Annotated in this window: 32 protein-coding genes; 31 read left to right on the top strand and 1 reads right to left on the bottom strand. The window is 57.5% G+C overall.

The window, feature by feature from the left end; all coding sequences use genetic code 11:
- Nucleotides 1-23 precede the first annotated feature (23 nt).
- The 18 genes from HBO05_RS00965 to HBO05_RS00880 all read left to right on the top strand — a co-directional run bounded on the left by HBO05_RS00965 (nt 24) and on the right by HBO05_RS00880 (nt 12,433).
- Complete coding sequence (locus HBO05_RS00965) at nt 24-638, top strand: lysis protein (RefSeq protein ID WP_172311265.1); 615 nt, start codon at nt 24-26, stop codon at nt 636-638.
- Between the two features lie 6 nt (nt 639-644).
- Nucleotides 645-863 (top strand): TraR/DksA C4-type zinc finger protein, encoded by a 219-nt coding sequence (locus HBO05_RS00960; protein WP_172311263.1) that lies wholly within the window; start codon nt 645-647, stop codon nt 861-863.
- The gene (locus HBO05_RS00955) at nt 860-1,165 is read left to right on the top strand and encodes a DUF2730 domain-containing protein (protein ID WP_172311261.1); all 306 of its coding nucleotides are present in this window, start codon (nt 860-862) and stop codon (nt 1,163-1,165) included. Before HBO05_RS00960 ends, HBO05_RS00955 begins: the two co-directional genes overlap by 4 nt.
- Entirely contained in the window at nt 1,162-1,455 is a 294-nt protein-coding gene (locus tag HBO05_RS00950) for an ArsR family transcriptional regulator (RefSeq protein WP_172311259.1), read from the top strand. The genes HBO05_RS00955 and HBO05_RS00950 overlap by 4 nt, the downstream gene beginning before the upstream one ends.
- A gap of 2 nt (nt 1,456-1,457) precedes the next feature.
- On the top strand, nt 1,458-2,009 hold the full coding sequence (locus tag HBO05_RS00945) for a phage protein Gp27 family protein (protein ID WP_172311257.1): 552 nt from the start codon (nt 1,458-1,460) through the stop codon (nt 2,007-2,009).
- A complete protein-coding gene (locus HBO05_RS00940) occupies nt 2,006-3,610 on the top strand; it encodes a hypothetical protein (protein ID WP_172311255.1) in 1,605 nt (534 codons plus the stop codon). The genes HBO05_RS00945 and HBO05_RS00940 overlap by 4 nt, the downstream gene beginning before the upstream one ends.
- Nucleotides 3,607-5,103, top strand: coding sequence for a DUF935 family protein (locus tag HBO05_RS00935; protein ID WP_172311253.1), 1,497 nt, complete (start codon nt 3,607-3,609; stop codon nt 5,101-5,103). Before HBO05_RS00940 ends, HBO05_RS00935 begins: the two co-directional genes overlap by 4 nt.
- A 1-nt stretch (nt 5,104) precedes the next feature.
- A complete protein-coding gene (locus tag HBO05_RS00930) occupies nt 5,105-5,932 on the top strand; it encodes a phage minor head protein (RefSeq protein WP_172311251.1) in 828 nt (275 codons plus the stop codon).
- Nucleotides 5,933-5,942: 10 nt separating this feature from the next.
- Nucleotides 5,943-6,419: a phage virion morphogenesis protein gene (locus HBO05_RS00925; protein WP_172311249.1), complete on the top strand. Its 477-nt coding sequence runs from the start codon at nt 5,943-5,945 to the stop codon at nt 6,417-6,419.
- 234 nt (nt 6,420-6,653) lie between these two features.
- On the top strand, nt 6,654-7,673 hold the full coding sequence (locus HBO05_RS00920; protein ID WP_172311247.1) for a peptidase: 1,020 nt from the start codon (nt 6,654-6,656) through the stop codon (nt 7,671-7,673).
- An 8-nt stretch (nt 7,674-7,681) separates the two neighbouring features.
- On the top strand, nt 7,682-8,050 hold the full coding sequence (locus tag HBO05_RS00915; protein WP_172311245.1) for a head decoration protein: 369 nt from the start codon (nt 7,682-7,684) through the stop codon (nt 8,048-8,050).
- 13 nt (nt 8,051-8,063) lie between these two features.
- Nucleotides 8,064-9,044, top strand: coding sequence for a major capsid protein (locus tag HBO05_RS00910; protein ID WP_172311243.1), 981 nt, complete (start codon nt 8,064-8,066; stop codon nt 9,042-9,044).
- A gap of 3 nt (nt 9,045-9,047) precedes the next feature.
- Nucleotides 9,048-9,479 (top strand): DUF1320 domain-containing protein, encoded by a 432-nt coding sequence (locus HBO05_RS00905; RefSeq protein ID WP_172311241.1) that lies wholly within the window; start codon nt 9,048-9,050, stop codon nt 9,477-9,479.
- Complete coding sequence (locus HBO05_RS00900) at nt 9,464-9,967, top strand: Gp37 family protein (protein WP_262381358.1); 504 nt, start codon at nt 9,464-9,466, stop codon at nt 9,965-9,967. The genes HBO05_RS00905 and HBO05_RS00900 overlap by 16 nt, the downstream gene beginning before the upstream one ends.
- Nucleotides 9,964-10,227, top strand: a complete 264-nt coding sequence (locus tag HBO05_RS00895; RefSeq protein WP_172311099.1) for a hypothetical protein — start codon at nt 9,964-9,966, stop codon at nt 10,225-10,227. Before HBO05_RS00900 ends, HBO05_RS00895 begins: the two co-directional genes overlap by 4 nt.
- Nucleotides 10,227-10,487 carry a hypothetical protein gene (locus tag HBO05_RS00890; protein ID WP_172311239.1) on the top strand — a complete coding sequence of 87 codons (261 nt, stop codon included), beginning with the start codon at nt 10,227-10,229 and terminating at the stop codon, nt 10,485-10,487. The genes HBO05_RS00895 and HBO05_RS00890 overlap by 1 nt, the downstream gene beginning before the upstream one ends.
- Nucleotides 10,484-11,908, top strand: coding sequence for a phage tail sheath subtilisin-like domain-containing protein (locus HBO05_RS00885; protein ID WP_172311237.1), 1,425 nt, complete (start codon nt 10,484-10,486; stop codon nt 11,906-11,908). The genes HBO05_RS00890 and HBO05_RS00885 overlap by 4 nt, the downstream gene beginning before the upstream one ends.
- On the top strand, nt 11,909-12,433 hold the full coding sequence (locus tag HBO05_RS00880; protein WP_172311235.1) for a phage major tail tube protein: 525 nt from the start codon (nt 11,909-11,911) through the stop codon (nt 12,431-12,433).
- 89 nt (nt 12,434-12,522) lie between these two features.
- Here HBO05_RS00880 and HBO05_RS00875 read toward each other — a convergent pair whose 3' ends face one another.
- Nucleotides 12,523-12,975 (bottom strand): hypothetical protein, encoded by a 453-nt coding sequence (locus HBO05_RS00875; protein WP_172311233.1) that lies wholly within the window; start codon nt 12,973-12,975, stop codon nt 12,523-12,525.
- A 161-nt stretch (nt 12,976-13,136) separates the two neighbouring features.
- Between HBO05_RS00875 and HBO05_RS00870 the strand changes: the two genes are divergently transcribed.
- The 13 genes from HBO05_RS00870 (at nt 13,137) to HBO05_RS00810 (ending at nt 24,846) form a co-directional block, all read left to right on the top strand.
- On the top strand, nt 13,137-13,547 hold the full coding sequence (locus tag HBO05_RS00870) for a phage tail assembly protein (RefSeq protein ID WP_172311231.1): 411 nt from the start codon (nt 13,137-13,139) through the stop codon (nt 13,545-13,547).
- Nucleotides 13,548-13,743: 196 nt separating this feature from the next.
- Nucleotides 13,744-16,479, top strand: a complete 2,736-nt coding sequence (locus HBO05_RS00865) for a phage tail tape measure protein (RefSeq protein WP_172311229.1) — start codon at nt 13,744-13,746, stop codon at nt 16,477-16,479.
- Nucleotides 16,479-17,360, top strand: coding sequence for a phage tail protein (locus HBO05_RS00860; RefSeq protein ID WP_172311227.1), 882 nt, complete (start codon nt 16,479-16,481; stop codon nt 17,358-17,360). The genes HBO05_RS00865 and HBO05_RS00860 overlap by 1 nt, the downstream gene beginning before the upstream one ends.
- A complete protein-coding gene (locus tag HBO05_RS00855) occupies nt 17,360-17,566 on the top strand; it encodes a tail protein X (RefSeq protein WP_172311225.1) in 207 nt (68 codons plus the stop codon). The genes HBO05_RS00860 and HBO05_RS00855 overlap by 1 nt, the downstream gene beginning before the upstream one ends.
- Nucleotides 17,554-18,663 carry a contractile injection system protein, VgrG/Pvc8 family gene (locus HBO05_RS00850; protein ID WP_172311223.1) on the top strand — a complete coding sequence of 370 codons (1,110 nt, stop codon included), beginning with the start codon at nt 17,554-17,556 and terminating at the stop codon, nt 18,661-18,663. The genes HBO05_RS00855 and HBO05_RS00850 overlap by 13 nt, the downstream gene beginning before the upstream one ends.
- A gap of 18 nt (nt 18,664-18,681) precedes the next feature.
- The gene (locus HBO05_RS00845) at nt 18,682-19,233 is read left to right on the top strand and encodes a phage baseplate assembly protein V (protein WP_172311221.1); all 552 of its coding nucleotides are present in this window, start codon (nt 18,682-18,684) and stop codon (nt 19,231-19,233) included.
- Between the two features lie 98 nt (nt 19,234-19,331).
- Nucleotides 19,332-19,709: a GPW/gp25 family protein gene (locus HBO05_RS00840; RefSeq protein WP_172311219.1), complete on the top strand. Its 378-nt coding sequence runs from the start codon at nt 19,332-19,334 to the stop codon at nt 19,707-19,709.
- The gene (locus tag HBO05_RS00835; protein ID WP_172311217.1) at nt 19,693-20,814 is read left to right on the top strand and encodes a baseplate J/gp47 family protein; all 1,122 of its coding nucleotides are present in this window, start codon (nt 19,693-19,695) and stop codon (nt 20,812-20,814) included. The genes HBO05_RS00840 and HBO05_RS00835 overlap by 17 nt, the downstream gene beginning before the upstream one ends.
- Nucleotides 20,807-21,391: a phage tail protein gene (locus HBO05_RS00830; RefSeq protein WP_172311215.1), complete on the top strand. Its 585-nt coding sequence runs from the start codon at nt 20,807-20,809 to the stop codon at nt 21,389-21,391. The genes HBO05_RS00835 and HBO05_RS00830 overlap by 8 nt, the downstream gene beginning before the upstream one ends.
- A complete protein-coding gene (locus HBO05_RS00825; RefSeq protein ID WP_172311213.1) occupies nt 21,391-23,097 on the top strand; it encodes a hypothetical protein in 1,707 nt (568 codons plus the stop codon). Before HBO05_RS00830 ends, HBO05_RS00825 begins: the two co-directional genes overlap by 1 nt.
- Before the next feature lies 1 nt (nt 23,098).
- Entirely contained in the window at nt 23,099-23,716 is a 618-nt protein-coding gene (locus tag HBO05_RS00820; protein ID WP_262381357.1) for a phage tail assembly chaperone, read from the top strand.
- Nucleotides 23,717-23,887: 171 nt separating this feature from the next.
- A complete protein-coding gene (locus HBO05_RS00815; RefSeq protein ID WP_172311211.1) occupies nt 23,888-24,082 on the top strand; it encodes a Com family DNA-binding transcriptional regulator in 195 nt (64 codons plus the stop codon).
- Nucleotides 24,052-24,846 carry a DNA adenine methylase gene (locus HBO05_RS00810; protein WP_172311205.1) on the top strand — a complete coding sequence of 265 codons (795 nt, stop codon included), beginning with the start codon at nt 24,052-24,054 and terminating at the stop codon, nt 24,844-24,846. Before HBO05_RS00815 ends, HBO05_RS00810 begins: the two co-directional genes overlap by 31 nt.
- Nucleotides 24,847-24,934 lie beyond the last annotated feature (88 nt).

Genomic DNA, 24,934 nt, shown 5'->3' with positions numbered 1-24,934 from the left:
ACGAAACCGCCAGAGGCACCTCCATGGGCGCGCTTGACCAACTGACCTGGCCGCTGCCCGCGCGCCTGGCCGCCGTGGCACTTGCCTGTGTGTTGAGTGCCTCGGCAGCGGGCTCAATCGCGTATGGCTTCGGCTTTCGATATGCCAACGCCCTGGGCACAACAGCGCTATCAGACCTCAAATCCAAACACGCCGAGCAGGCACTGGCGGCTGAAAGCGCCAACCGTCTGCAACTGCTCCAGCAAGTCACCAGGGCCAACGAAAGCGAGTCTCTGCTGTTCAACCTGATGGAGCAGTACGCCAATGAAAAACAACTGCTCCAGGAGCGCATTCCCCATGTCACGACCCAATACCGGCCTGCGCCTGGCGCAGTTACTCAGCCTATCCCTCGTTGCGTGTTCACTGCTGGCTGGCTGCGCGACTTCAACACCGCCCTCGGTGTGCCCGCCCCAGGACCAGGCGCCACTGCCGCCCAACCTGCGCAAGCGCCCTGGGCCACCCCCGGCACTGACGCCGAACTATTGGAAAGCGGCGTCACTCCCGCAGACATTCTTGCCCATGCCCAGGACTACGGCCTGTGGGTACGCGGAAACCTCGCCCGACTCAATGGTTTGCTTGATCTACAGGAAAAGGACTGACGCTCTATGGATGTAGCCGAACACGCTACAGAGCAGGACGACGATGAGTCGGCGGCACGTATGTATAGCCACGGATTGCAGCGACGCTCAGGCCCTTCGGCCTATCGCTGTGAGGCTTGCGGTGACGCGATCCCCGAGGACCGTCGCCAAAACGAACCGGGTACCGAACACTGTTTCGACTGCACGGATGCTTTGAAACACATGAACAGACGGGGTTTTCGATGAACCTGGAACAACTGAATTTCAGCTTTTCCGCCATGCAGTGGGTAGTCCTCACGGTGATTGGTATCTACACGTGGTTCACCAACCGCCAGGCGGCTAGCGCTCAGGAGTTGTTGGCGCTGCGCACACGCATTATCGCCCTGGAAGAACACATCAGACACCTGCCCGACCAGACCGCTGTCACCGATCTGTTAGGTGACATGAAAGCCGTGCGGGCCGAGCTGTCGGGGGTTAAAGAGGCACTTGGCCCTTTGGCCCGTTCGCTGGACCGGATCAATGATTACTTGTTGCGAGAGAAGACATGACCCAATACGCCGCTTTTTTGCGTGAAGACTATCGCCTGGTCATTCTGCGCCTGCTGGCCGAAACCACCGGCTACCGCGCTAACAGCTCCGTGCTGGCCATGGCACTGGAGAGCTTTGGCCACACCCTCAGTCGTGATCAGGTTAAAACCGAGATGCATTGGCTGGCTGAACAAGGTGCGGTGACAGTTACCGATGTTGGCCCAGTGCTGGTGGCCACACTCACCGAACGTGGTCAGGATATCGCCGCAGGGCGCGCTCGCGTTCCGGGCATTAAACGTCCGGGGGCATAACCATGGCGGGCAAGTCATCTATCAGCCGCCTGCCGCCAGTGGTCAAGGCGTACATCCAGAAGCTTTTGCGTGAAGATCGCATGACGCTGGATGACATGATCAGCGATATCCAATCGCGGTTTCCTAATGAAAAGGTGCCCAGCCGAAGTGCGCTGGGCCGCTTCAAGGCTGGCTTTGAACAACTGACAGAAAAAACCCGACAGCACCGGGAGCAAGCCGAGGCCTTTGTCGGCGCGTTTGGCGAAGACTCCAGCGACAAGACTGGCGCGCTGCTGGTCGAGGCCATTTCCACTCTGGCTTACCAGGCCGCGATGGGCGCCCATGAGAAGGATGAGGTCACCACCAAGGAAGTGGCCGACCTGGCCAGGGCAGCAAAAAATACAATGCAGGCCCGAACACTCAGCATGAAAGAGCGCCAGGCGGCTGAACAGGCAGGCCGTGACCGCCTGATTCGCGAACAGTCCGCTGAGCTGGATAAGGCAGTCAAGGCCAAGGGGTTGTCCGAAGAGCAAGCCATGTACTGGCGCCAGAATTTCTTGGGCGTGAAGCAATGAAGCCATCTTCCAGCACTGTCCGTGTCATCGAATGGGACGAACTCCCGCCCAGCGTTCGGCAGATCCCAGAGGGGTGCGACCCCATTGCCGAAGGCATCTTGATGGCTCACCAGGTGGACTGGTTGAAAATTCGGGCGCAAATCAAACTCTGCGAAAAGGGTCGTCGCACGGGAATCACATTCGCCGAGGCCCTGGACTCAGTCATCACCGCCGCCTCGCAGAAGTCTGCAGGTGGCATGGACTGTTTTTACATCGGCGACACCAAGGAAAAAGGCTTAGAGTTCATTGGCTACTGCGCCAAGTTCAGCCGTGTGATGGCTGAGGCTCAAGCTTCGGGTGTCAGCGAAATTGAAGAGTTCCTGTTTGAAGATCAGGACGAGTCGGGCAACACACGACAGATCAACGCTTACCGCATACGGTACGCCTCGGGCTTCAAAATCGTCGCGCTGTCGAGCAACCCAGCCGGTATTCGCGGCCTGCAAGGCAAGGTGATCATCGACGAGGCCGCGTTCCACCGTGATGTATCTGCCGTGCTCGATGCTGCTACGGCCTTGCTGATCTGGGGCGGTCGAATCGTCATCATCAGCACCCACAACGGCAAAGCCAATCCGTTCAACCAGATGGTCAATGACATCCGGGACAAGCGTTATGGCGACAGCGCCGAGGTCTACAAGGCAACGTTTGACGACGCCGTTGCCAATGGCTTGTATGAGCGCGTGTGTTACATGGCGGGTGAACAGCCTACCGCCGAAGGCAAAGAAGCCTGGTACAAGAAAATTCGTAACGCCTACGGCCCGCGAAAGTCGCAGATGCGCGAAGAGCTGGACGCCATCCCCCGTGACGGCAATGGCGTCTGCATCCCTGGTGTGTGGGTTGACGAGGCTATGCGCCCAGGTCGCGAGGTACTGCGCCTGGCGCTGGATGCGGACTTTGTCCACCAGGCTCTATATCGCCGCGAAGCCTATGTAAATGACTGGATTGACCGCTACCTGGCGCCAGTCATCTCAGAGCTTGATCCTGATCTGCGCCACTTCCTGGGCATGGACTATGCGCGTCACCGCGACTTTTCAATCATTTGCCCAATGTCGGTGGATATGTCCCGGCACCGTGACGTGCCGTTTGTGATGGAAATGCACAAGGTACCGACCCGCCAGCAACAGCAGATCCTGTTTTATATCTTGCGCGGCCTGCCACGGTTTGTCGGTGCCGCCCTGGACGCCACGGGCAGCGGCGAAACCCTTGCCGAGGACACAGCAGACGAATTCGGTCACAACCGAATTCACCAGGTGAAGATCAGCCGCGCCTGGTACGGCGCCTGGATGCCCAAGTTCGTGCAGCTGTATGAAGACGGCGCTATCACCATGCCCAAGGACGACAACCTGCACCAGGACGTGCGCGCCATTGAAACCGTGGAGGGCATTCCGATGATCGTGAAAGCCCGCTCACAAGACCTTAAAGACCCGGACCTGTACCGCCATGGTGACTTCGCGGGGGCCGGAGCGCTGGCCAACTTCGCCACGCTGGAAGTGGCTTCAGGCCCAGTTGCCGCTAAATCACGCCGCCCACGACAGGGCCGCCGAATTACCCAGGGGTATGCATGAACAATAAAGGCGTGTGGGTCAGCACCACCGAATTCGTCAATTTTGCCGATGCCAAGCGCGATAGCCTGCTTGGTCGGCACATTGCCACCCGCGACCGCTCCAGCGGTGGCGCCTTTGGCGGCGCCAACTTGCCCAACCCTGACCCGATCCTAAAAGCTCAGGGCAAGGACATCACGGTCTACCGCGATCTACGCAGCTCAGCACTAGTCGGTGGCAACATCCGCCGCCGCAAGGCCTCGGTGCTTGCCCTGGAGCGCGGTATCAAGCGTGGAAACGCTCCGGTCAAGGTCGAACGGTTTGTTCGCGACTGGCTGCTCGATCTGGACCTGGACCGCATCATTCGCGAGCTGCTCGATGCGCCGTTGTTTGGGTACCAGCCGGTTGAGTTGATGTGGCAGCCAGTCGGCGGGTACTTGATGCCCTCTGATCTGCTCGGCAAGCCCGCCGAATGGTTCTTCTATGACAAGGACAATCAACTGCGCTTTCGCTCAAAGGAAGGCGGTCAAGACGGCGAGCTGTGTGACCCGCAGCGTTTCATTGTGGCGCGTCAGGACGCGACCTACGCCAACCCCTACGGTTTTCCTGACCTCAGCATGTGCTTCTGGCCCGCCATGTTCATGAAGGGTGGTCTGAAGTTCTGGGTGCAGTTCACCGAGAAATACGGCAGCCCCTGGGTGATTGGTAAACACCCCCGTGGCGCCACTGACGCCGAGACCGACTTGCTGCTCGATAGCCTGGAGGCCATGGTGCAGGACGCCGTCGCGGCTATTCCTGACGACTCCAGCATTGAAATCAAAGAGGCATCCGGCAAGGCAGGCAGCGCCACGGTCTATCGCGAATTGTTGGAGTACTGCCGCAGCGAAATCAACGTGGCCATGCTCGGGCAAAATCAGACCACTGAAAAAGAGAGCAACCGCGCCAGTGCCGAGGCAGGCGCCGAAGTCACCAAGGATATTCGTGATGGTGACGCCGGGATCGTGGCCACGGCGATCAACGCCATTATCCGTCGCATCGTTGATATCAACTTTGGCGAACATATTGTGGCTCCCGTGTACGAGCTGTGGGAGCAGGAAGAGATTGATAAGGTCCTGGCCGAGCGAGACAAGAGCCTCAGTGAGTCGGGTGTGACGTTCACACCGCAGTACTTCAAACGCACCTATAACTTGCAGGACGGCGACATCGTCGAAACAGCACCAGGTGATACCGGGCCTGCTTTTGCTGAGCCCACGTTGAAACCAATCCTCGACCAGGTCGCGCTCGATCAGGCTATTGGCAAACTGTCCGCCGAGCAGCTCCAGGAGCAGAGCGAAAGGCTTGTCGCACCTGTATTGGAGGCCCTGCAGCGCGGGCGCTCTGATAGCGAAGCCCTCGGCCTGCTAGCCGAAATCTACCCGCAGATGGATGACCAGTCTCTGCAGCAGAACCTGGCGCGCTTGCTGTTCATAGCTGATGCCTGGGGCCGGCTGAGTGTCAACGCGGATCGGGAGGACTGATATGGCCAGCGCCAAAGCACCCAACCCCGCAGACCTCAAGGCTATCTTTGGACTGGAACCCGAACAGGCCGTCGCTTACCTGAAGTCCAAGGGCTACGCCATCACCTGGAACTGGCAGGAAATGCTCGACCAGGCTCATGACCAAGCTTTCACAGTGGCCAAGGCCATGCGCCTCGATCTGCTGTCTGATATTCGCGGCGCACTGGAGACCGCGCTGCAGGACGGGCAAACCCTCAAGCAGTTCATCACCGCGTTGCAGCCGACCCTGGAATCTCAGGGCTGGTGGGGGCAACAGGTGATCGTCGGCAGCGATGGCGTGGGCGAGCTGGTCCAACTGGGCAGCCCCCGTCGCTTGAAAACGATCTACCAGACCAACCTGCAGAGCGCTTACATGGCCGGTCGCAAGGCCGCTATGGAGGAAACCACGGAAACACATCCGTACTGGATGTACGTGGCCATCCTCGACGGCAAAACACGGCCCAGTCATCGCGCCTTGAATGGTCAGGTGTTCCGTCACGATGACCCGATCTGGTCCTCGATCTTTCCACCAAACGGTTTCAATTGCCGTTGCCGCGTCGTTGCCTTGACCGAGGCTGCGGTCAAGCGCCGGGGGCTCAGAATCGTTTCGAGCGAAGGCCGTATGTTCACAGAAACGATTGAAACCGGAGTGAACAAGCGTACCGGCGAGATTCGCACAGCAGAGGTCACAGGCTTGCGCACCAGCGATGCCGCAGGAAAATCCGTAACGTTCCGAACAGACCCAGGCTTCAACCACGCACCTGGTGCGGGCCTGGCTGAGATGCTGAAGCGCAAGCAAACAGCGGCATAGGGGATTCACCATGATTACTATCGAACTGGACCACCAGCGCCTGCAGGACGCTTTACGCCAGGTAGAGTGGGCAGTGGGTGATGTTGCACCGTTGATGCGTGGCATCGCCGCCGAGCTGCTCAGTCAGACCGAAGAGAACTTCGCCGAGGAAGGTCGGCCCGACTGGGCGGATCTGTCGGATGCCACCACCGAGCGTCGGGCGAAGAGCGGTAACTGGCCGGGTCAGATACTGCAGGTCAGCGCTGCCGGACTGGCGGCCTCGATCACCAGCCGCGCCGATGACAGCACCGCCTTGGTCGGCAGCAACAAGCCCTATGCCGCCATGATGCACTTCGGCGGTGACAAGTCTGACTTCCCGCACTTGTGGGGTGACATTCCAGGTCGTCCGTTCCTGCCGATGGATACCGAAGGTCAGCTGCAGCCCGAAGCAGAACAGTCGATCCTGGAATTGGCCATGCATCACATCGAAAAGGCCGCTCGCCTGTAAGGCCCTCAGAGGCCCATGAGCTGCGATGCTGCTGCGGTTCACCGAACAGTAGGGGTGAACACCGTTGTAAACGCTTTATAAAGCCGACTCGCCTCACTCTTTGCCTGCGGCGCGGGTGCCAAATGCACCCGCGCCGCCTCGGCCCTTGATTTGAAACTCTTTAAACTCGATTAAAAGCCTTGAGCCGATCAGGGGTTCAGTCTGTGCGTATCACTTCCACGCAGCGCACAGCTCATGAAACCACTGCACATCTTCAGGTCAGGCACTCACATCACAATGGGCGGTGACAGTCTCAACTTTAGCGAGTCGGACTTGGCCGCTACGGTAAAAGCCTACGACCCGGCACTGCACGAAGCACCATTGGTGTTCGGTCATCCGAAACACGACTCCCCAGCCGGTGGTTGGGTAAAGTCTTTGTCCTTCGCAGATCACGGCCTTGTCGCCGAAACCCAGCAGGTAGATGCCAACTTCGCCGAGCAAATTGCCAAGGGCAGTTATAAAAAAATCTCGGCTTCCTTCTATCACCCTGACGCCGCCAACAATCCAGTGCCTGGTGTGTATTACCTGCGCCATGTCGGTTTTCTAGGCGGCCAGCCACCGTCTGTCAAAGGCCTGCGCCCCATTGAGCTGGCTGAAGACGAAGAAGGCGTCGTCGAGTTTGGCGATTTTGGCAACAGCGTCTCCGCTGGCATTTTCCGCAAGTTGCGCGAGTGGCTGATCGGCCAATTCGGGCAAACCGTCGCCGACCAGGTCGTGCCCAATTGGGAAGTCGAAACCCTCGCTGCGGAGTCACGCCGTGAAGACGTGCCAACCGCATTCAGCGACCCCGCCACCAAACCCACTACCGAGGTAACCGCCGTGACCGAAGCAGAAGCTGCTGCCATTAAGGATGAAAACGAACGCCTGCGAGGCCAGATCGACAAGCGCCAAAAGGATGATCTGAAAACCAAGCAGGAAACCACTCACGCCAAAAACGTCGAGTACGCCGAGCAGCTCGTAACAGCAGGCATGAAGCCTGTTCACGTAGACGCCATTGTCGCGGCGTTGGACTTCGCCGAGGGCGGTGCAAAACCCGTTGAATTCGGTGAAGGCGACGAACGAGAGCCCCTGAGCGAGGGGCTCAAGAAGGTGTTCAACACCCTGGCCGGTTCGGTCAGCTTCAGCGAACAGGCCTCCAAGGAACGGGCAGGCAAAATTTCCAAACAATCCGCAAACCCACTGCTGGCCGACGCTGAAGCCCGCAACCAAAAATAGGAGGCCGCATGGCCATTTTTACCCAACCCAAAGACTTGGGTGACGTGCTGCTGGTTGAAGTCAGCGAAGGCTGGACCAAACAGAAAGGCATCTTGCTCGCTGGTACCAAGTATTTGCTGGGCCAGGTGCTAGCCAAGGTGGCCGGCAAGTACCAGGTACTCGACCCAGCCGGAGAGGCCGCCGCCAAAAAAGCGGTCGCGGTGTTGGCCGAAGATGTGGACGCCACTGACGGTGACCGGCCCGGTGTGCTGATCGCTCGCGGCGCCGTTGTCGATCCGAATGAACTGGTGTGGCCTGCTGGTTTCACTGACGCCCCAAAAGCAACCGCCCTGGGCGAACTTGAAGCCCTGGGCATTGTTGCCCGTGCGGCCCTCTGATTAGGAGTACTCCATGAATTTGCCAGACATGTTCAGCATTGCCAACCTGACGGCAGCCGTCAACAAACTCCCTGCCATACCAGGCAAGGTCGGCGCCATGGGACTGTTCGATGAAAAAGGCGTCACCAGTACCAGCGTCGTGATAGATGAGCGCGAGGGCCGACTGGTCCTAGTACCCAACACTTCACGCAATGATGACCCAGCACCGATCAAGGGAAGCAAGCGCAAGCGCAAAACCTTCGAAACCTTGCACCTACCGGTCAGTCGACCTCTTCTGCCAAATCAGCTCCAGGGTATTGCAGCCTTTGGTCAAGAAGATGCGGCAACACCGGTTGTCACCGTGATCAACGACAGCCTTCAAGAGCTGAAAAATAGCGTTGAAGCCACTCGCGAGTTCCAGCGTGTGGGCGCACTACGCGGCAAGCTGCTCGACTCTGACGGCACCGTCATCACCGACCTCTATAAAGAGTTCGAGGTGACACAGAAAAAAATCAACGTCGCCCTGGGTAGCAAAGACACCAATGTGCGCAAGGCTTGCCTGGACGCCAAACGCTATTCCGAGTCCAAACTCGGCGGTGTGATGGTTGCAGGCTTTCGCAGTCTGTGCGGGCCGGGTTGGCTTGACGCTTTCGTTGAGCACGAAAAAGTTAAGGCGGCCTTTGCCAACTACCAAGAAGCTCAGGATCGTCTCGGTGGTGATGTGCGTTCGGGTTTCACATTCGGCGGTATCGAATTCATCGAATACGATGTGACCGTCAGCGGTCAACGCTTTATTCCTCTGGACATTGCCCAAGTGTTCCCTGTCGCCAAGGGCGTGTTCCGCATGTTCAACGCCCCGGCCAACTACAACGAGACCGTCAACACCCTGGGTCAGCCGTTCTACAGCAAGGCCGAGGAGCGCAAGCTGGGTAAGGGCTGGGATCTGGAAGTCCAGGGTAATCCGTTGGCCATGTGCTTGTTCCCTGAGGCCCTGGTCGAACTGAAGATAGGTTGAGCCATGCGTTACTGCACCCGTGCGGATATTGGCAGTGCCATTCCTGAGCGCACGCTAATCCAGCTGTCCAACGACGATCCCGCCGCGAGACAGCCCAACGAAGCCGTGATCGAGGACGGTGTGCGCCAGGCCGAGGAGTTGGTAGACGGTTTTTTGCGAGGCCGTTACAACCTACCACTCGATCCTGTGCCGACCGTTCTGCGGGATGCCGCGATGTACCTGGCGCGATATTGGTTGTACCAGCGCAGGCCCGAAGGCACGGTACCGGATGCGGTTAAGGATAGCCGCAAAGACACCATCAAGCTCCTGGAGAGTATTCGCGATGGCGTAGTGACGCTTGGCATGTCTACCGGCGAGGCGGCGCCAGAGCCTGGAGAAATTCGGGTTCGCGCTCGTCGCCATCAGTTCAGTGATGACCAATGGAAGCGCTACTAATGGTCGGGGACAAACCGAAAACGCAAACCGAGCAGCTGCTCGATGCCTTTATCAGCAGGCTGCAGGTGGCGTTTGATCTTGAGCTGGCCATCGAGTTGTTTCCTGAAAACCCAGTGATTTATCGGCTCAACCATGCCGTTGGCGCGATCCTGGTGGCTTATGGCAAATCTACCTTTGGAGCGTCGGAGGCCACTGACGCAGTGTTTCAGGCCCGCAACATGAACTTTCAGTTGACCCTGATTTTTCGTCAGCTACACGGCGTCGATGGTGCCACCAGTTACCTGGACCGGATTCGTGAGTGCCTGACCGGCTGGAAACCGCCGCACTGCGACATGGCGTGTCGCCCTACGGCTGAGTTCTTCATTGGTCAGGTGCAAGGAGTTTGGCAATACGGCTTAACCATCGCCACCCGCGCCGTCCAATTGCAAACCATGGGGCCTGAATCCGGCCCGCTGTTAGCAGATGCCCAATTCGAGGAATACCCATGAAACTGACCGAATACCTTTACACCGGTCCACAGAGTGGCGCCTCGCTGCGTGTGGACGGTGAGCTGCTCGATGTGCAGTTGCAGCCTGGCAAACCGGTTGAGCTGCCTGCCGATCACGAATACACCCAGGTGCTGTTGGAATTGAAGCTCCTGGTGCCATCGGCCAAAAAGGTCGCAGTTGAAACAGCGCCCGTAGAATTGCCCGCGCCGGAACCTGTTGTGGCCCCCACGACCGAAGGAAAAAAGGGAGGTAAAGGCTGATGGGCGCCTCCATTGACCGCGAGTTCATCGCCCGCCAGCGGGTCATCCGTCGCGCCATTCTCGCCGTGCTGTATGAGAAACGCAGGACCGGGCAGAACGGATACTGGCCTGACTTGACCTATGCGCTAGGGCATGCCTCTGAAGAGTGTTCGTTTGCTCTTGAGTTTCTGGAAGAGCTGGAGCTTGTCCACCGCGACCCTAAAAGCTGCCGGATCACCGCGCAGGGCATCAATCACTTTGAGCAGGAGACACCGGCATGACTGCCAATTTCTTACATGGTATTGAGACCACTGAGGTCGAGCGTGGCCCTCGGGCCATTCGTGTGGTCAAGTCGGCGGTCATCGCCCTGGTCGGTACTGCCCCCATTGGTCCGGTCAACGAGTTGACACTGTCGTTGAGTGAAGTGGACGACGCAAAGTTCGGCCCGGATCTGCCAGGCTTCAGCATTGCCGAAGCGCTTGCGGGCATTCACGCCTTCGGCGCCGGGACGGTACTGGTGGTCAATGTGCTTGATCCCGCAGTTCACCGCACTGAAGTCTCTGGCCAGCCCCGCCAGTTCGGTGACAACGACCTGCTGCAGCTGGAGCATGGCGCATTGCTGCACTTGGTGCTGAAGTCTGAGGACGGCACCAACACCTTTGCTGAAAACGCAGACTATTCGGTAAACATGCTGACAGGCCGTGTCACGCGTATTGCTTCAGGCGGTATTCCGGCCAAAGGCAAAGTTAAGGCTGACTACACGTACGCAGATCCGAGCAAGGTCACGGCTGCCGATATCATCGGCACAGTCACCCAGGCCGGTCGACGCACCGGTCTGAAGGCTTTTCCAGACAGCTATAACCTGTTTGGTTTTTTCCCCAAGATTTTCATTGCGCCAGGCTTTAGCACCCTGAACGCAGTGAGCGTCGAACTGATCGCCTCGGCGACCCAACTGGGAGGCGTCACCTACATCGATGCGCCCATCGGGACCACGGTGCAGCAGGTGATCGCGGGGCGTGGCCCAATGGGTTCCATCAACTTCAATACCAGCAGTGACCGGGTGCGCCTGTGCTACCCACACGTGAAGGTCTACGACGCGCGTACCAACGGTGAGCGCCTGCAACCGCTGTCTATCCGGGCAGCCGGTTTGCGGGCAAAGATGGACAACGATGCCGGGTATTGGGCTTCCAGCTCCAACCAGGAACTGGTGGGTGTCATCGGCCTGGAGCGACCCTTGACGGCGCGGGTCGATGACCCGAACAGCGAAGTGAATCTGCTCAACGAAAACGGTATCACCACCGTGTTCAATTCGTTCGGTACCGGCTTGCGTCTCTGGGGCAATCGGACAGCGGCCTGGCCGACCGTAACCCACATGCGCAACTTCGAAAACGTGCGCCGAACCAAGGACGTGGTCGACGAATCCATTCGCTACAGCTCGTTGCAGTTCGTCGACAAACCGATCACCAACTCGTTGATCACCAGCATCACCGAAAGCGTTAACCAGTTTTTCCGCAAGCTGATTGGTGACGAAGCTTTGCTGGGCGGCGAGTGCTGGTATGACCCGACGCGCAACCCCCAGACACAAGTCGAGTCGGGGCATTTGCTGTTCAACTACAAACTGACAGTGCCTCTGCCATTTGAACGCGGCACCTTTGAAACCGAAATCACCGGGGAATACCTGGTCAACCTGGGAGCCGCATAAATGGCCGGTTTTAGCGCACATCGAATCGCCAACGCGGCGATCTACCTGGACGGCAATAGCTATTTTGGCCGGGCCGAAGAGATTGAGCTGGGCACCATAAAGGCAGTGATGTCAGACCACCAGGGGCTTGGCCTGGTCGGCCTGATCGAGCTGCCTGATGGTATCGACAAACTGGAAGGCAAGATCGTTTGGAACAGCCTCTACTACGATGCGGCCAAAAAACTGGCCGCACCGTTCAAGAGCGTACAGTTGCAATGTCGTTCGAACGTCCAGGTGTTCAACAGTGCTGGCCTGGTCGACGAGATCCCGCTGGTGACCGTCATGACGGTTACTTTCAAGGAGTACGCCCTGGGCAGCTTCAAGCCACGTGACCCCAGCAAGTTCGAAACGCCATTCTCAGCCACTTATGTGCGCCAGTTGCTCAACGGTGAAGAGATTGTTCTGCTGGACTATCTGTCCAACATCTTCAAGGTTGGCGGCGAAGATCAGTTGTCCAAGTACCGCAAGAACATCGGCCAGGCATAAGGCTGATAGGAATCGCTCCAACGGATTGGAGCCGCCAGGACGGCAAACCAGAAGCCCCGCCATCGTGCGGGGCTTCCCTTTTAGCAGGACTAAAAGCTAACACTTTGAGAGATGTACTTGCATCCCAAAGACAGAGCTTCATTGACGGTTGATCGTAGTAATGCCGTAGCTCCACTTTTTGAAGCACCCAGTAGCTGATCCCCGATAGACGGCCCGGCAGTCAAACTTGATGGATAGGCTTTGAGAACCTCAAGCCCTTTACTCGTTAAAACGACGTTAATGAAGGCAGAGCTGGTTCGATGCCCGGCTTGAGCGAATCCGGCGCTGACCAGCCAACTTACGGTATGGAGAAAAAATCTCTCATCCTCATCATCTCTATCGACAATCTGTCCGACGCCTCCTGGCCCTTCAACGACTTCACACGCGGTATTTATGCCAATGAGTTCTGCGTCAATGATGGTTGGTACAGGAAAGCGTGCGTAGAGATGTCCAAGCACCGTTCCGACGATGTCGTTGAATTTTTCAATGTTTTCACTCTTCATATCTTTCTCCCCCGGTTTGATACGGGAAGTATCTCTCAGCCGATTGTGAATTGAGAAACTGCTTGTCGGGTTTTCTTTAAACTCGATTAAAAGCCAACACCCCGGCCAGGCGCGACACTCAGGGCTCTTTTAGAGCAATCAATCAACCTGGAGTAATGACCGTGGCCGAAGTACTTAGCTTGCCCCTCAAATTCCCTTTCACCTCCGCCGCTGGCGTGCTGATCAGCTCGTTGCCAATCAATCGCCTCAAGCGCAAAGATGTTAGCGCCGCACAAAGCGGCACGAATGATCAAAACCTTCAAGAAGACATGCTCGCGGCCAAGATGCTGGGCATTACCCTGGAGGATTTGGGCGAGTTCGACATTGCCGATGCCAAGTCGGTCACCGACTTAATGAACGCGATGATGAACGGTAAAAACCTCGCTGACGTCTTGGCCAAAATCATTGCCAATATTGGCACCGCCGCTCCAGCCCCCCCTGCCGATGTCTTTCGGGACGGAGTGGCTGAAAAAGAGCCTGATGGATTCCTGGGACGAAGCGCTCCTCATGGTCCTTCGGATGCAACCATCTGAGATCGAGGCGCTCGACATGGAGCGGTACTGGTTTTGGGCCGATGTATGCCGCCAGGAGATTGCCCGCCGTAACGAGGCGATTGAGCGGATGAACCGGTGATCTTCTTCAACTAGTACCGCAACTGCCAGCCCCTTTTGTACCTCCTGGATCTTCGGGCGGCACACCTTTAATCAGTCGAAAAAAACAGAGCGCGCCATGGCAAATGAAGTGCTGGTCGGTTTAAGAATCGGCGCCGCCGTATCAGGCAGTTTGAGTGCTGCATTCAGTTCGGCCAAGTCGACGGTAGGCCAACTGGGGCGCGCTACAGATGGCCTGACCGCCAAGCAAAAACTGATTGGCAGTGAGTTGTCCGCGTCCATCGCACGCGGCGGTACCGGGGTAGAACGGCTGCGCCGCCAGTATGACCAGGTCGGGCGCGCCATCGATCAGCTCAAGTCAAAGCAAGAGAACCTCAACACCAGCATTGCTCGGGGTGAAACCTTAAAAAACGAGCGCTCTGAGCTTCGCAGTGAGGCCATGGAGACGATTGGGACGGCTGCAGTTGTTGGTGCTCCCATTGCCCAGGCGACGAAGATCGCCATCGAGTTCAAGGACCAGGTACGCGATACCGCCATCACGGGTGGATTCAATGACGCCCAAGAAAAAGGCCTCAGTGATGTTTTGCGCGAATCGTCACTGAGGTGGAATCAGACCCAAACTGAGCTGGCAAACGGTATTGGAGTGCTGATTGCTGGCAACATTTCGGAGGTAAAAGAGCTGGAGGCTTACTCGCCCATATTGGCTAAATTCGCTACCGCGACACGCGCAAGCATGAATGATTTGGGTGCCGTAGCGCTCGCGCTCAACGATAGTCTCGGCATTACCTCGGCTGGGTTCGAACGCTCCATGAACATGCTGTCATATGCAGGCAAAAGTGGTCAGTTCGAACTTGCCGATATGGCAAAATGGCTTCCAAAACTTGCTCCGCAGTTCGCCGCATTAGGTATTACTGGTGAGCGTGCTGTTGCGGAAATAGGTGCATCGCTACAAATAGCTCGTAAGGGGGCTGGCAGCAACGACGAGGCTGCTAACAACTTCCAGAACTTTCTGAACAAACTAACTGCTCCTGAAACAATTGCTGCATTTGCAAAATCAGGCATTGACCTTCAATCCGCAATGAAAAATATGGTCAGTGAAGGCCTTTCCCCAGCAGACGGGATGATTCGAATAATCACTGCCCATTTAGGCACTGAGGCCCCTGCAGCAGCCGCAGGGTATCGAAAGGCGCTGGACATTAAGGATAAGCAAGAACGAGATATGGCGCTGGCCCGCCTGGACGAGGCTTACAAGCTCGGAGCGCTGTTTGCGGATCAGCAAGTTCTGGGGTACGTACGCCCGGCGTTAGTCAACCAGAATGAAAACACCAGTATTCAACAAGGTAGTAAAGGTGCCGCAGATAAAGGTGGGGGCGATACCGACTGGGCCATGCGAATGGGCAGCGCCAAAGAGCAGTTAAAGGCGTTGACAATAGGCCTCACGGACCTGGGTATTACGGTTGGCAGTATTCTTCTGCCATCGCTCGTTGGACTGACTCAGGCTGCAGTGCCGGTAGTGCGGTCATTCTCCATATGGGCTGAAAACAATGCCGGATTGATCATCGGTACGATCAAACTGTTGACCGGTTTTGTCGCGCTGAAACTAGGCATCATTGGCATTAAATATGGTCTCAACCTCGGCGCCACGGCGCTTAACGGTTTCGGCACCATGCTTTCGTTGGCCTCTGGTCGCATCGCTCTGTTCAACAGCGCACTGCTATCAGCACGGCTGGCCCCCTTCATTGCCGGTGTGACAGGCCTGACGGCAGCGATACCTGGATTGTCTGGAGTTCTCGGCGTTCTCGGCGGTGTCATCGCGGCAACACCGATAGGTTGGATCATTGCAGGGATCGCGGGCATCGTCGCGGCGGGCTTCCTCATTTATAAGTACTGGGAACCAATAAAGGCCTGGGTAGGCGGTTTCTTCGACGGCCTGACGGAGGGGCTGGCGCCTATTAGCGGTGCATTTCTAACAGCCTTTGCTCCGTTAAGGCCGCTACTGTCGGCATTGGGCGCGCTGCTCAAACCCGTTATTCAATGGTTCGGCGAACTGCTCAGTCCGGTGGAAATGTCTGGCGAAGCCCTTGAGGGAGTCGCCAGCTCTGGCGTGACGTTTGGCCGTGTGGTCGGCGGTGCCATCAGTGCAATTCTGACCCCGCTGCGCTGGCTGTTGGAAGGAGTCAGTGAAATCCCGAAAGCCTTCAACGGCGGCTTGGCGGGTGTCACAACATTGCTAGCCAACTTTTCACCTGTTGGCCTGTTCTACCGTGCCTTTGCCGGGGTAATGAGTTACTTCGGGGTCGAGCTGCCGAGCAAGTTCACTGAGTTCGGCGGGATGCTGGTGACAGGTTTGATCAGCGGCATCACCAACATGGCCGGATCACTCAAGGACAGTGTTGTAGGTATTGGTACCTCGATCAAAGGTTGGTTTACCGGCGACCTAAAGATCAACTCACCCAGCCGCGTGTTTGCAGGTTACGGCGCGAACATTAGCCAGGGTGCGGCCATTGGCATCACCTCCCAATCCGATCTGGTGCGCAAGGCGGCGCTGGGGATGGCCGCTCAATCGAAGGTTGACCTGGCTGCACCCACCCATGCAGCGCCAAATCCTGCTGATGTGTCCAGGGCAAGCATGATGGGAGGTTTTGGGGGTGGTCCAGGCGCTGCACCTGGTGCGGGCGCGGCGCCTATTATTCAATACTCCCCGCAAATCAATGTGACTGGCGGACCCAATGTGCGGGAGCAGGTCACGCAAGGGCTGCAGGCTGGGTATCCCGACTTTGTGAAGATGATGGACCGCTACTTCCACGATAAACGCCGCCGTAGCTACGGCGCACCTGGTGAGGGGATTGCCTGATGTTCGCCATCCTGGGTGATATCGAATTCACGGTCGCGGGTGGTCTCACTGGCCTGGAGCAGAACAGCACCGCCGACTGGGCGGAACATGCGCGCATCCAGGGCAAACCGCTGCTGGAGTGGATTGGCGAGGGCTTGGACACCTGCAACCTGACGATGGACCTGCATCCGATGTTGGGTGACCCCGAGGCGCGCCTGCGAGCGTTGCGAGAGGCCAAGAGCAAGCGCGAACCACTGGCCTTCGTCATGGGCAGTGGCGAGTACCTGGGCGCCTATGTCATCACCGATATCGGCAACACATTGCGCCGTGGCACGGCTGTAGGTCAGATCGCCGCCGCGACTGTCCAGGTCAGCCTGAAAGAGTACACCGGCGTGTTTAATCGCAAGGTTTTAAGGCCGGGCATGCTCGATCCCGCCCTGAGCGGAACACCTGCAGCGGGCATGGGGTCACCTGGTCTGATATCCAAGGTAACGGCACCGGCCAGCCCAACTCAGATGGCCATCCGTCATGCAAAAACGGTTGGCAACGTGTTGCGAGCGGCAAAAAACACATACGACTCGGTCAAGAGCGGCAGCCCATCCATGATCCTGGGCCAGGTGCCGCAACTGTTGAACGTCACCTCACGCGCCATCGCGCCACTTCAGGGTTTCAAAGCTGTTGCGGGCTTGCTCGATGACGGCGCCGACCTGTCACGCCTGAGTGACGATGTGTTGGGGAGCGTGATGGGTTCCCGATCCAGTCTTGATCCGGTGGATTTGGGCAACATCGTCGACCGCTTCGCCAGTTCGCGCGATTCACTCAGCCAGGCCGCGACCACCCTGAACAATGCCGGTACTCGCCTGGCAGGGCTGGCAGCACAAGTGCTGACCCGGAGAGCCTAATGTTTATCACCCACGTGACAACCGAGGGAGAGCGCTGGGACCAGTTGGCCTGGCGTTACTACGGCGATGCTCATCGTTATTTACCGATCGTTGAAGCCAACGCGCATGTGCCCATCACCGCAGCATTGCCTGCAGGACTGACGCTGGCCATTCCCATGTTGGAGCCGGTGACAACCACAGAGGATCTGCCGCCATGGATGCGTTGATTCCCGAGCATGTACCTGAAGCCCGGTTTGTGCTGACCTACCAGCAACGCAACATCACCCGCGATATCAGCCAACACCTGCTGTCTTTGAGCTATTCAGACTTCTTGACCGGTCAGGCCGACAGCCTGGACATCGAGCTAGAAGACACCGAGGGCAAGTGGCGGGACGCCTGGTACCCAGGGCACGGCGACACCCTGACCCTGTCTATTGGCTGGGAGGGCAAGCCGCTGCGGGCGGTCGGCAGTTTTGAAATTGATGAGGTGGAGCTGAACTGTCCGCCCTCAACGATCAGCATTCGCGCCCTTGGCGCCGGTATCCAGACATCTCTGCGCACCACCGAACACAAAGCCTACGAGAACATAACCCTGGACGCGGTGGCCAAGGAAATTGCCAGTCGCCAGGGATTGGAGCTGATAGGCCGCATCGAGCCGATCATGCTCGACCGTTTAACCCAGCAGGAATCTGACCTGACGTTTCTGCGCAATCTTGCTGGCGAATACGACTATGCCTTTAAGGTGACCGGTCGACGCATGGTCTTTCACGCACTCAGCGAACTGGCAAAAGGGAGGCCGGTGGCCAGCCTGTTGCTCAAGGATCTTGGCAACGTTCGACTGCGCGACCAGATCACCCAGGTGCCCAAGGCCGTCGAGGTGAAACACAAAGATCCGGTCCAGAAGCGGCTGATCACCTACAAGATCGTCAACGACGAAACAGTTGCTGTGCCCAGCAGCTCTAGCCAGGCCACCACCAGCGCGGACACCACGAAGCGACGTGGCCGCAGTACCACGGCGGAGGAAGCCAAGGCCAAAGGCAAGGCCGAACTTGCCAAGGCCAATCGGGAGCGCACCACGGGCAGTTGGACCAGCATTGGTCGCCCTGAACTGGTGAGCGGCAACATCGTCACTCTGGTGGCCGCTGGAAAACTTGGTGGTAACTATCTGATCACGGCCTCACACCATCGCGTGACCCGCAGCGGTTACACCGTAGATAAAGAGGTCTGCCGTGTCTCTGGCCCCTCGATCAACTTAACCCTGGCCAACGCCAAACCCGACCTAGCGCTGTCCACCTACGGCATTCAGCATGAAGTGGTGGCGTGACAATGAAGAGACCACCTGATGGGCGTTGAATTGGAGTATGGCGTGGTCAGCGCCGTGGATTACCTCACCTGCCGCATTCGCGTACGGCTGGATGACCGCGACGGAGTTGAGAGCTATTGGCTCAATGTGCCTCAACGCAACACCCAGGGCACGAAACGCCGACCGTTAATGCCCGAACTGGGGGAGCAGGTCGCGGTGCTGCTCGATGCTGATGGTGTTGGAGGCGTGTACCTGGGCGGGATCTACTCGACAGCAGAGCCGCCCCCTGTAGTGGATGAAGACACTGACTATGTGCGCTTCAGCGATGGCACCTCCATCACGTATGACCGTAAAGAAAGTGAGATGGTGTTGGATTGTGTGGGGGCTACCACTCTCAAGTGTGCAAGGAACCTGACGGTTGAGTCCGGTGAGCCTGTCTTGGTCAAGGCACCCTCGGCAACGCTGGATATCCCGGATGTCGCCGTAAATGGCAACTTGAAGGTCCTGGGCAACCTGAACGTGGGCGGCAACATCGACGCGGCAGGAACCATCATGGATGCTGGTGGCAACTCGGCCAACCACAAACATTAATAACGCCGTCATCCGGCAAAGCACTGGCCTCTGAATCGGCAGAGTTTCTTTAAACTCGATTAAAAGCCAGCAGCACTCTGCCTATCCATCATGGGCACATGACAACGCCCACTCCTTATACCAGCATCACCGCCGCCCACTGGCAGCCCGCCCTCGGTACATCCGGTGAGGTGGTCGAGGGCCTGCGCGACATTGACCAGGCCATCCGCATCATCCTGACCACACCCAAGGGCAGCGATGCCCATCGGCCCGAGTTTGGCAGCAACCTACATCTATACATCGACTGGCCCATCAACCGGGTCACGCCGCACCTGGTGCGCGAAGCCGTTGATGCCATCCGCCGCTGGGAAACCCGCGTATCAGTCGTCCAGGTGCAAGTCAGTATCGACGGCTCGCATGTCACTGTGCGGGTGCAATGGCGCGTCGCAGATGGCGTACCTCAACTGACTGAGGTGCCGTATGCGCGAGCTGCCTAAACCCGAATTCGTCAAGATCGATCCTGCTGCCATCGAGGCCGAGCTGATTGCGCGGTACGAACAGGAATCCGGTAAATCGCTGTTTCCGGCGCAGATCGAGCGCTTGTTCATTAACCAGGTGGCCTATTCAGAGGTTCGTATAAAGGCTGCGATCCAGAACGCTGGCGAAAAGCTCCTGGTGCGATTCAGTAGCGGCCCGATCCTGGACTACCTTGGCGACCTGGTCGGAACGCCGCGTCTGCTGGCGGTGGGTGCAGTTTGTGGCCTGGAGTTCATGGTCACCGGACCTGGGCCGCAGGATCGCCTGATTCCGGCTGGTACTCGGGTCACTTCCCAAAACGGCGCGGTGGCATTTTTGACCCGGCAGGAGGCCACCCTTAAAGCTGGCACCATGACGGTTCAGGTGCGTGCCCTCTGCGAGGCGGTGGGCGTTATTGGCAATGGCTGGGCTATAGGTCAGATCAATACCTTGGTTGGCCCACCATTCGTTGGCCTCTCCGTCAGCAACGTCACGGTGCCTGCGGACGGGTTTGAGGACGAGTCGGACGAGCGATACATAGAACGCATCATCCTTGCGCCCGAGGCGTACACGACTGCGGGTAGTCGCGGCGCTTATCGGTATCACGCCCTGTCTGTCCACCAATCCATCATCGAGGTGGCGGTACGCGGGCCGGATGACGGCACGCCAGACGGCGAGGTGTGGATCTACCCGCTGACTGAAACGGGTATGCCGACTGCCAATCTCCTGGAGCAGGTCGAGAATCGTCTGAGCGGGGAAAAGCTGCGCCCGCTGTGTGACACCGTCAAAGCGTTGATGCCAGTGCGGGTCGAGTGGGCTATCAAATCCCGCATCACGTTGTACCCCTGGGCCGACAGAGAGCCCGTCATGGCGGCAGTGCGCAAGGCTGCTGATGCCTACGCGCAAGAGCTACGCGTCGGACTTGGCATCGACATTGTGCCGGAACAGCTCAACGCCAGGCTTCAGGTCGCGGGCGTATACCGCTCAGTCCTGGAGCAACCAGCCGCGCCTCTTGAATTGCAACGCCATAATTGGGCGGACTGCACCGGCATAGACATTCTTTATGCGGGGACAGCAGATGGTTGACCTAACCCTGCCGCCCGCACTGGCGGGTGATGAGCGTTTTGCATTGCTGTGCAAATTGCTCGATGAGCGCCACGCGGCCATTGATCTCAACCCCATGCTGGTCTACCTCGTCGACCTGGTGAAAGCCCCCTTGCTTCCCGTACTGGCGGACCAGTTCAGTCTCCTCGATGAGGCCGTGTGGATGCTGGCCGAGTCCGAGGACGCTCGTCGAAACCTGATCAAAAACGCGGTCGAGCTGCATCGGTACAAAGGCACGCCATGGGCCATTAGAGAAATCATCCGCCTGCTGGGCTTCGGTGAGGTCGAGCTGCAGGAAGGACTCGGCGGGCGCACCTATGACGGCAGCATCGCGTTCAATGGCCTTTATGTGTATGGCGATGCCCGCGCCTGGGCAGCCTACAGGGTGATTTTCAATGAGCCGATCACCAACGACCAGGCGGACCTGATCCGCCGCATGTTGTCCTCAATTGCGCCTGCTGGGCGCCGTCTTGCCTCGCTTGAGTACCAAGCCGTGGCCATCCGCTACAACGGCGCCGCTCGCTATGACGGGCTGTACAACCATGGGAGCAGTGTTTGATGTCTAACTTGCCGGAAACAGAAGACTATGCGGACGGTACTTATCAGATCGAAACATCTGATCGCGTTATTGGCGGTCCTGGTGGCATCGCAAACAAACAGGCCGAGCAGCTCGGAAACCGTACTGCGTGGTTGAAAGCAGCGCTCACCAAGATCATTGACGGCACTACCTCCATCGGTAAAGCCGCTCGACTGGCGACCGCACGCACCCTTCGATTCAAGGGCGCCGTCAGCGGGAGCGGCACATACGATGGCAGTGCAGACACCGAAATCACGCTGACATTGGCCGACAGTGGTATTGCCGCAGGCGCCTACACCAAGGTCGAGTTCAACGTAAAAGGTATCGCAGTGTCCGGGAGTAATCCCGACACCCTCGCAGCAGCGGGTATTAAAGACGCGTACACCGTTACGCAGACAAATAATTTACTGAATCAGCGAGTCGCGGCGGATTCGATTGTTTCGGCGGGTGTGGTGAGTGGCGACCCAAACCTACCTTACTTCCTGTTTAGGAAGCCTGACGGCACTGTGGGCCACATCATTAACCTTTCACTGTCTTCTCACGGGCATACGTTTGAAAGCTTGACTGCAAAGCCTACAACCCGCGACGGTTACGGCCTGACTGATGTGTACACCAGCTCCACTACGGACAAGTTGCTCAATCAGCGAGTCGCGGCGGATGCGATTATCGCGGCAGGTGTAGTAAGTGGAGACCCGAGTCTGCCTTACTTCAGGTTCATGAAGCCTGATGGCACTGCGGGACACATCATTAACCTGTCGCTGTCTTCTCACGGGCATACGTTTGAAAGCTTGACTGCAAAGCCCACAACACGAGACGGCTATGCCCTCACTGATGTATTGACAGCGAGCGAAACCAGAGCCGGTTTTGTTGCATCGGGTTCACAAAATAGAATTACCCTTTCCTGGGCTGCGGAAGGGCTAAAAGCTGCCGTCGATGTCACCGACCTCGGGGCGTTATGGCTGACGTCAAACTTCAATCCTGATACGAAAGCAGACAAGTCCAACACCTACACCATCGGGCAAACAGATGTGCGCTTAGCCCAGCGAATTGTCAGTGACTGGATTAGCCACGCAGGATTGGTATCGGATAACCCGGACCTTCCTTATTTTATGCAGGCCTCGACAGGCAATATTTTGCAACTTGCTCGCCGAGTGCATCGGCATGCATTTTCCGATCTGGATTGGCTTCCGAATACCGCTGTTGGGCATGGGATCTACGACGTCTACTCCGTATCTCAGTCGGATGTGAGGCTGAATCAGAAGTTGACCCGTGATGCGATTAGCGTGGCTGGATTATGGGGTGGAGACATCAACCTTCCGTACTTCAGGAGGGCCGTCGACGAACAGCCAGTTTACTTCATCACCCAAACCACCCTGCCGAAAAACACCTGTCAGAAGGGTATCCCTGGCTGGTGGAAATGTGCCGATACCGGCCTGCTACGGCAACGGGTCTCTATCTTTATTGGCGACGTATCTACCGCATGGGCGGGTGCTGTTACTTGGCCCGTCGCTTTTCCTGGGCAGGCGGATTCAGTGAAACTATCGTTTCTCCATACCAATGGCTCTCCAGCAACCGTCTCATGTGCGTATGCCGACCTGACCCGCACAGGGTGCAATTTGCGCGTAGATGAATGGGGGTTAAATCCGCAGTACGGGCTGACACTGATCGTAGAAGCGGAGGGTTATTAAGATGAGCGCTTTTTTTCACGCAAAGAGTGTCGGGTTCTATACCGATGAGGTCCACGGCCCGCGTACCATTTTTGTACCCGATCCCGACTGGGTACGCCCAAAGATACAAATTTCAGATCCAGACTGGATGCCATCTGAGGCGGGCGAGGATAAAGAAGCCCCGCTGATAGATGTTGATGACTCTCAGGCGCTCGCACCTCAAATTGAAGTGCCAAACCCTAAATGCTCTTTTCCTCCGGTTTCAGAGTTGGTTGAAGTCACCCAGGCCAAGTACCTGGCCCTGCTGGCTGCTCAATCCGAAGGTAAGGTCATTCAGGCTAATACCAAAGGCTTGCCTGTAGCAATTGAGCCGCCCCCGCCCAGTGATGCAGAGTTAATTCGCCGTGAGCGCCTTTGGCGCGACCGCACTTTAGCCGGGACCGACTCGCTGGTTGTCCGGCACAGAGATGAACTAGAAGCGGAGCGTGCTACGACTTTAACCGCTGACCAATACCGAGAGCTGCAGACGTATCGCCTGGCATTGCGCGACTGGACTCAGTCGCCAATGTTTCCAGCCAATGAGCACCGCCCGAGCCCACCGATCTGGCTCGCTGCGCTCACTCAGCAGGTTGGGACATGAAATAGCAAATTGACGATTTGAAGTTGTATACGCGACAAAAGAGGGCGATTGACCCCAGTGCTAGAGACACTGGGGCCAACCGCCAACTGGCAGATAAAGCCTGCAAGCCAGCCAAGGCCCTCCCGCTCACGTGAGCTGGGGAAGCCTAGCAGAAGTGCAAAAGGTTTGCAGATGATGCAAGAGATACGTTGCGGCCAATGTGGTCGGAAGCTCGCCGCTGTAAGTGGATTCATTGAATTACAGATCAAATGCCCACGTTGTCGAACACTCAACCATTTGAAGGCCGAGAGCCTCCTGATATCGCCATCGAGCGCCCAAGGCCTTCAGGAGGCAACATGTACGCTCAACCGATCATCCCCTGGATAGGTGGCAAACGCCGTCTTGCCGACAGGATTTTTCCGCTGTTTCCCGCGCATAGCTGCTACGTCGAACCGTTCGCGGGAGGCGCAGCACTATTCTTTCTCCGGCCGGTACCGGCAGAAGTTGAGGTGCTTAATGATGTCAACGGTGACCTGATCAACCTCTACCGTGTAGTGCAGAACCACCTTGAGGAGTTTGTCAGACAGTTCAAGTGGGCTTTATCGAGCCGTCAGGTGTTCAAGTGGTTACAGATGACCAGGCCTGAAACTCTCACCGATATCCAGCGGGCAGCCAGGTTCTATTATCTGCAGCAATCCGCCTTCGGTGGTCGTGTTGATGGGCAAACCTACGGCACGGCGACCACTACGCCTCCAGGACTCAACCTGTTGCGGCTGGAAGAGACATTGTCAGCAGCGCATCTACGCCTTAGCAGCACCTATATAGAACACCTGGGCTGGCAGGAAGTAATGAAGAAGTACGACCGTGAACACACGTTGTTTTACTGTGATCCACCGTATTGGCAGACCGAGGGCTACGGCGTTCCCTTTGGGATAGAGCAATATGAGGCCATGGCCAAGCTCCTGGGCGAGATCAAGGGAAAGGCCATCATCAGCCTCAATGACCACCCGGACATTCGCAGGGTGTTTGCTGGCTTTCACATGGAGTCCACCGATATCAAGTACACGGTCGGAGGTGGCAAAGGGAGTGATGCGAAGGAGGTGCTGATCTTCAGCTGGGACATTCAGGCCGAACCTGCCGGTCTGTTTTGATATTCTGTTGCAACCGGTGCAAAAAAAACTGAAGCCATTTATCTCAGATTAGAGCGCGAGTTTTTCGCGCTCGGCATCAACCTCGTCA

It is taken from the genome of Pseudomonas sp. WS 5079, from assembly GCF_012985465.1.
Lineage (GTDB): Bacteria > Pseudomonadota > Gammaproteobacteria > Pseudomonadales > Pseudomonadaceae > Aquipseudomonas.
The sequence above is the reverse complement of the archived record's forward strand: the minus strand, read 5'-3'. Positions and strand labels throughout refer to the sequence as shown.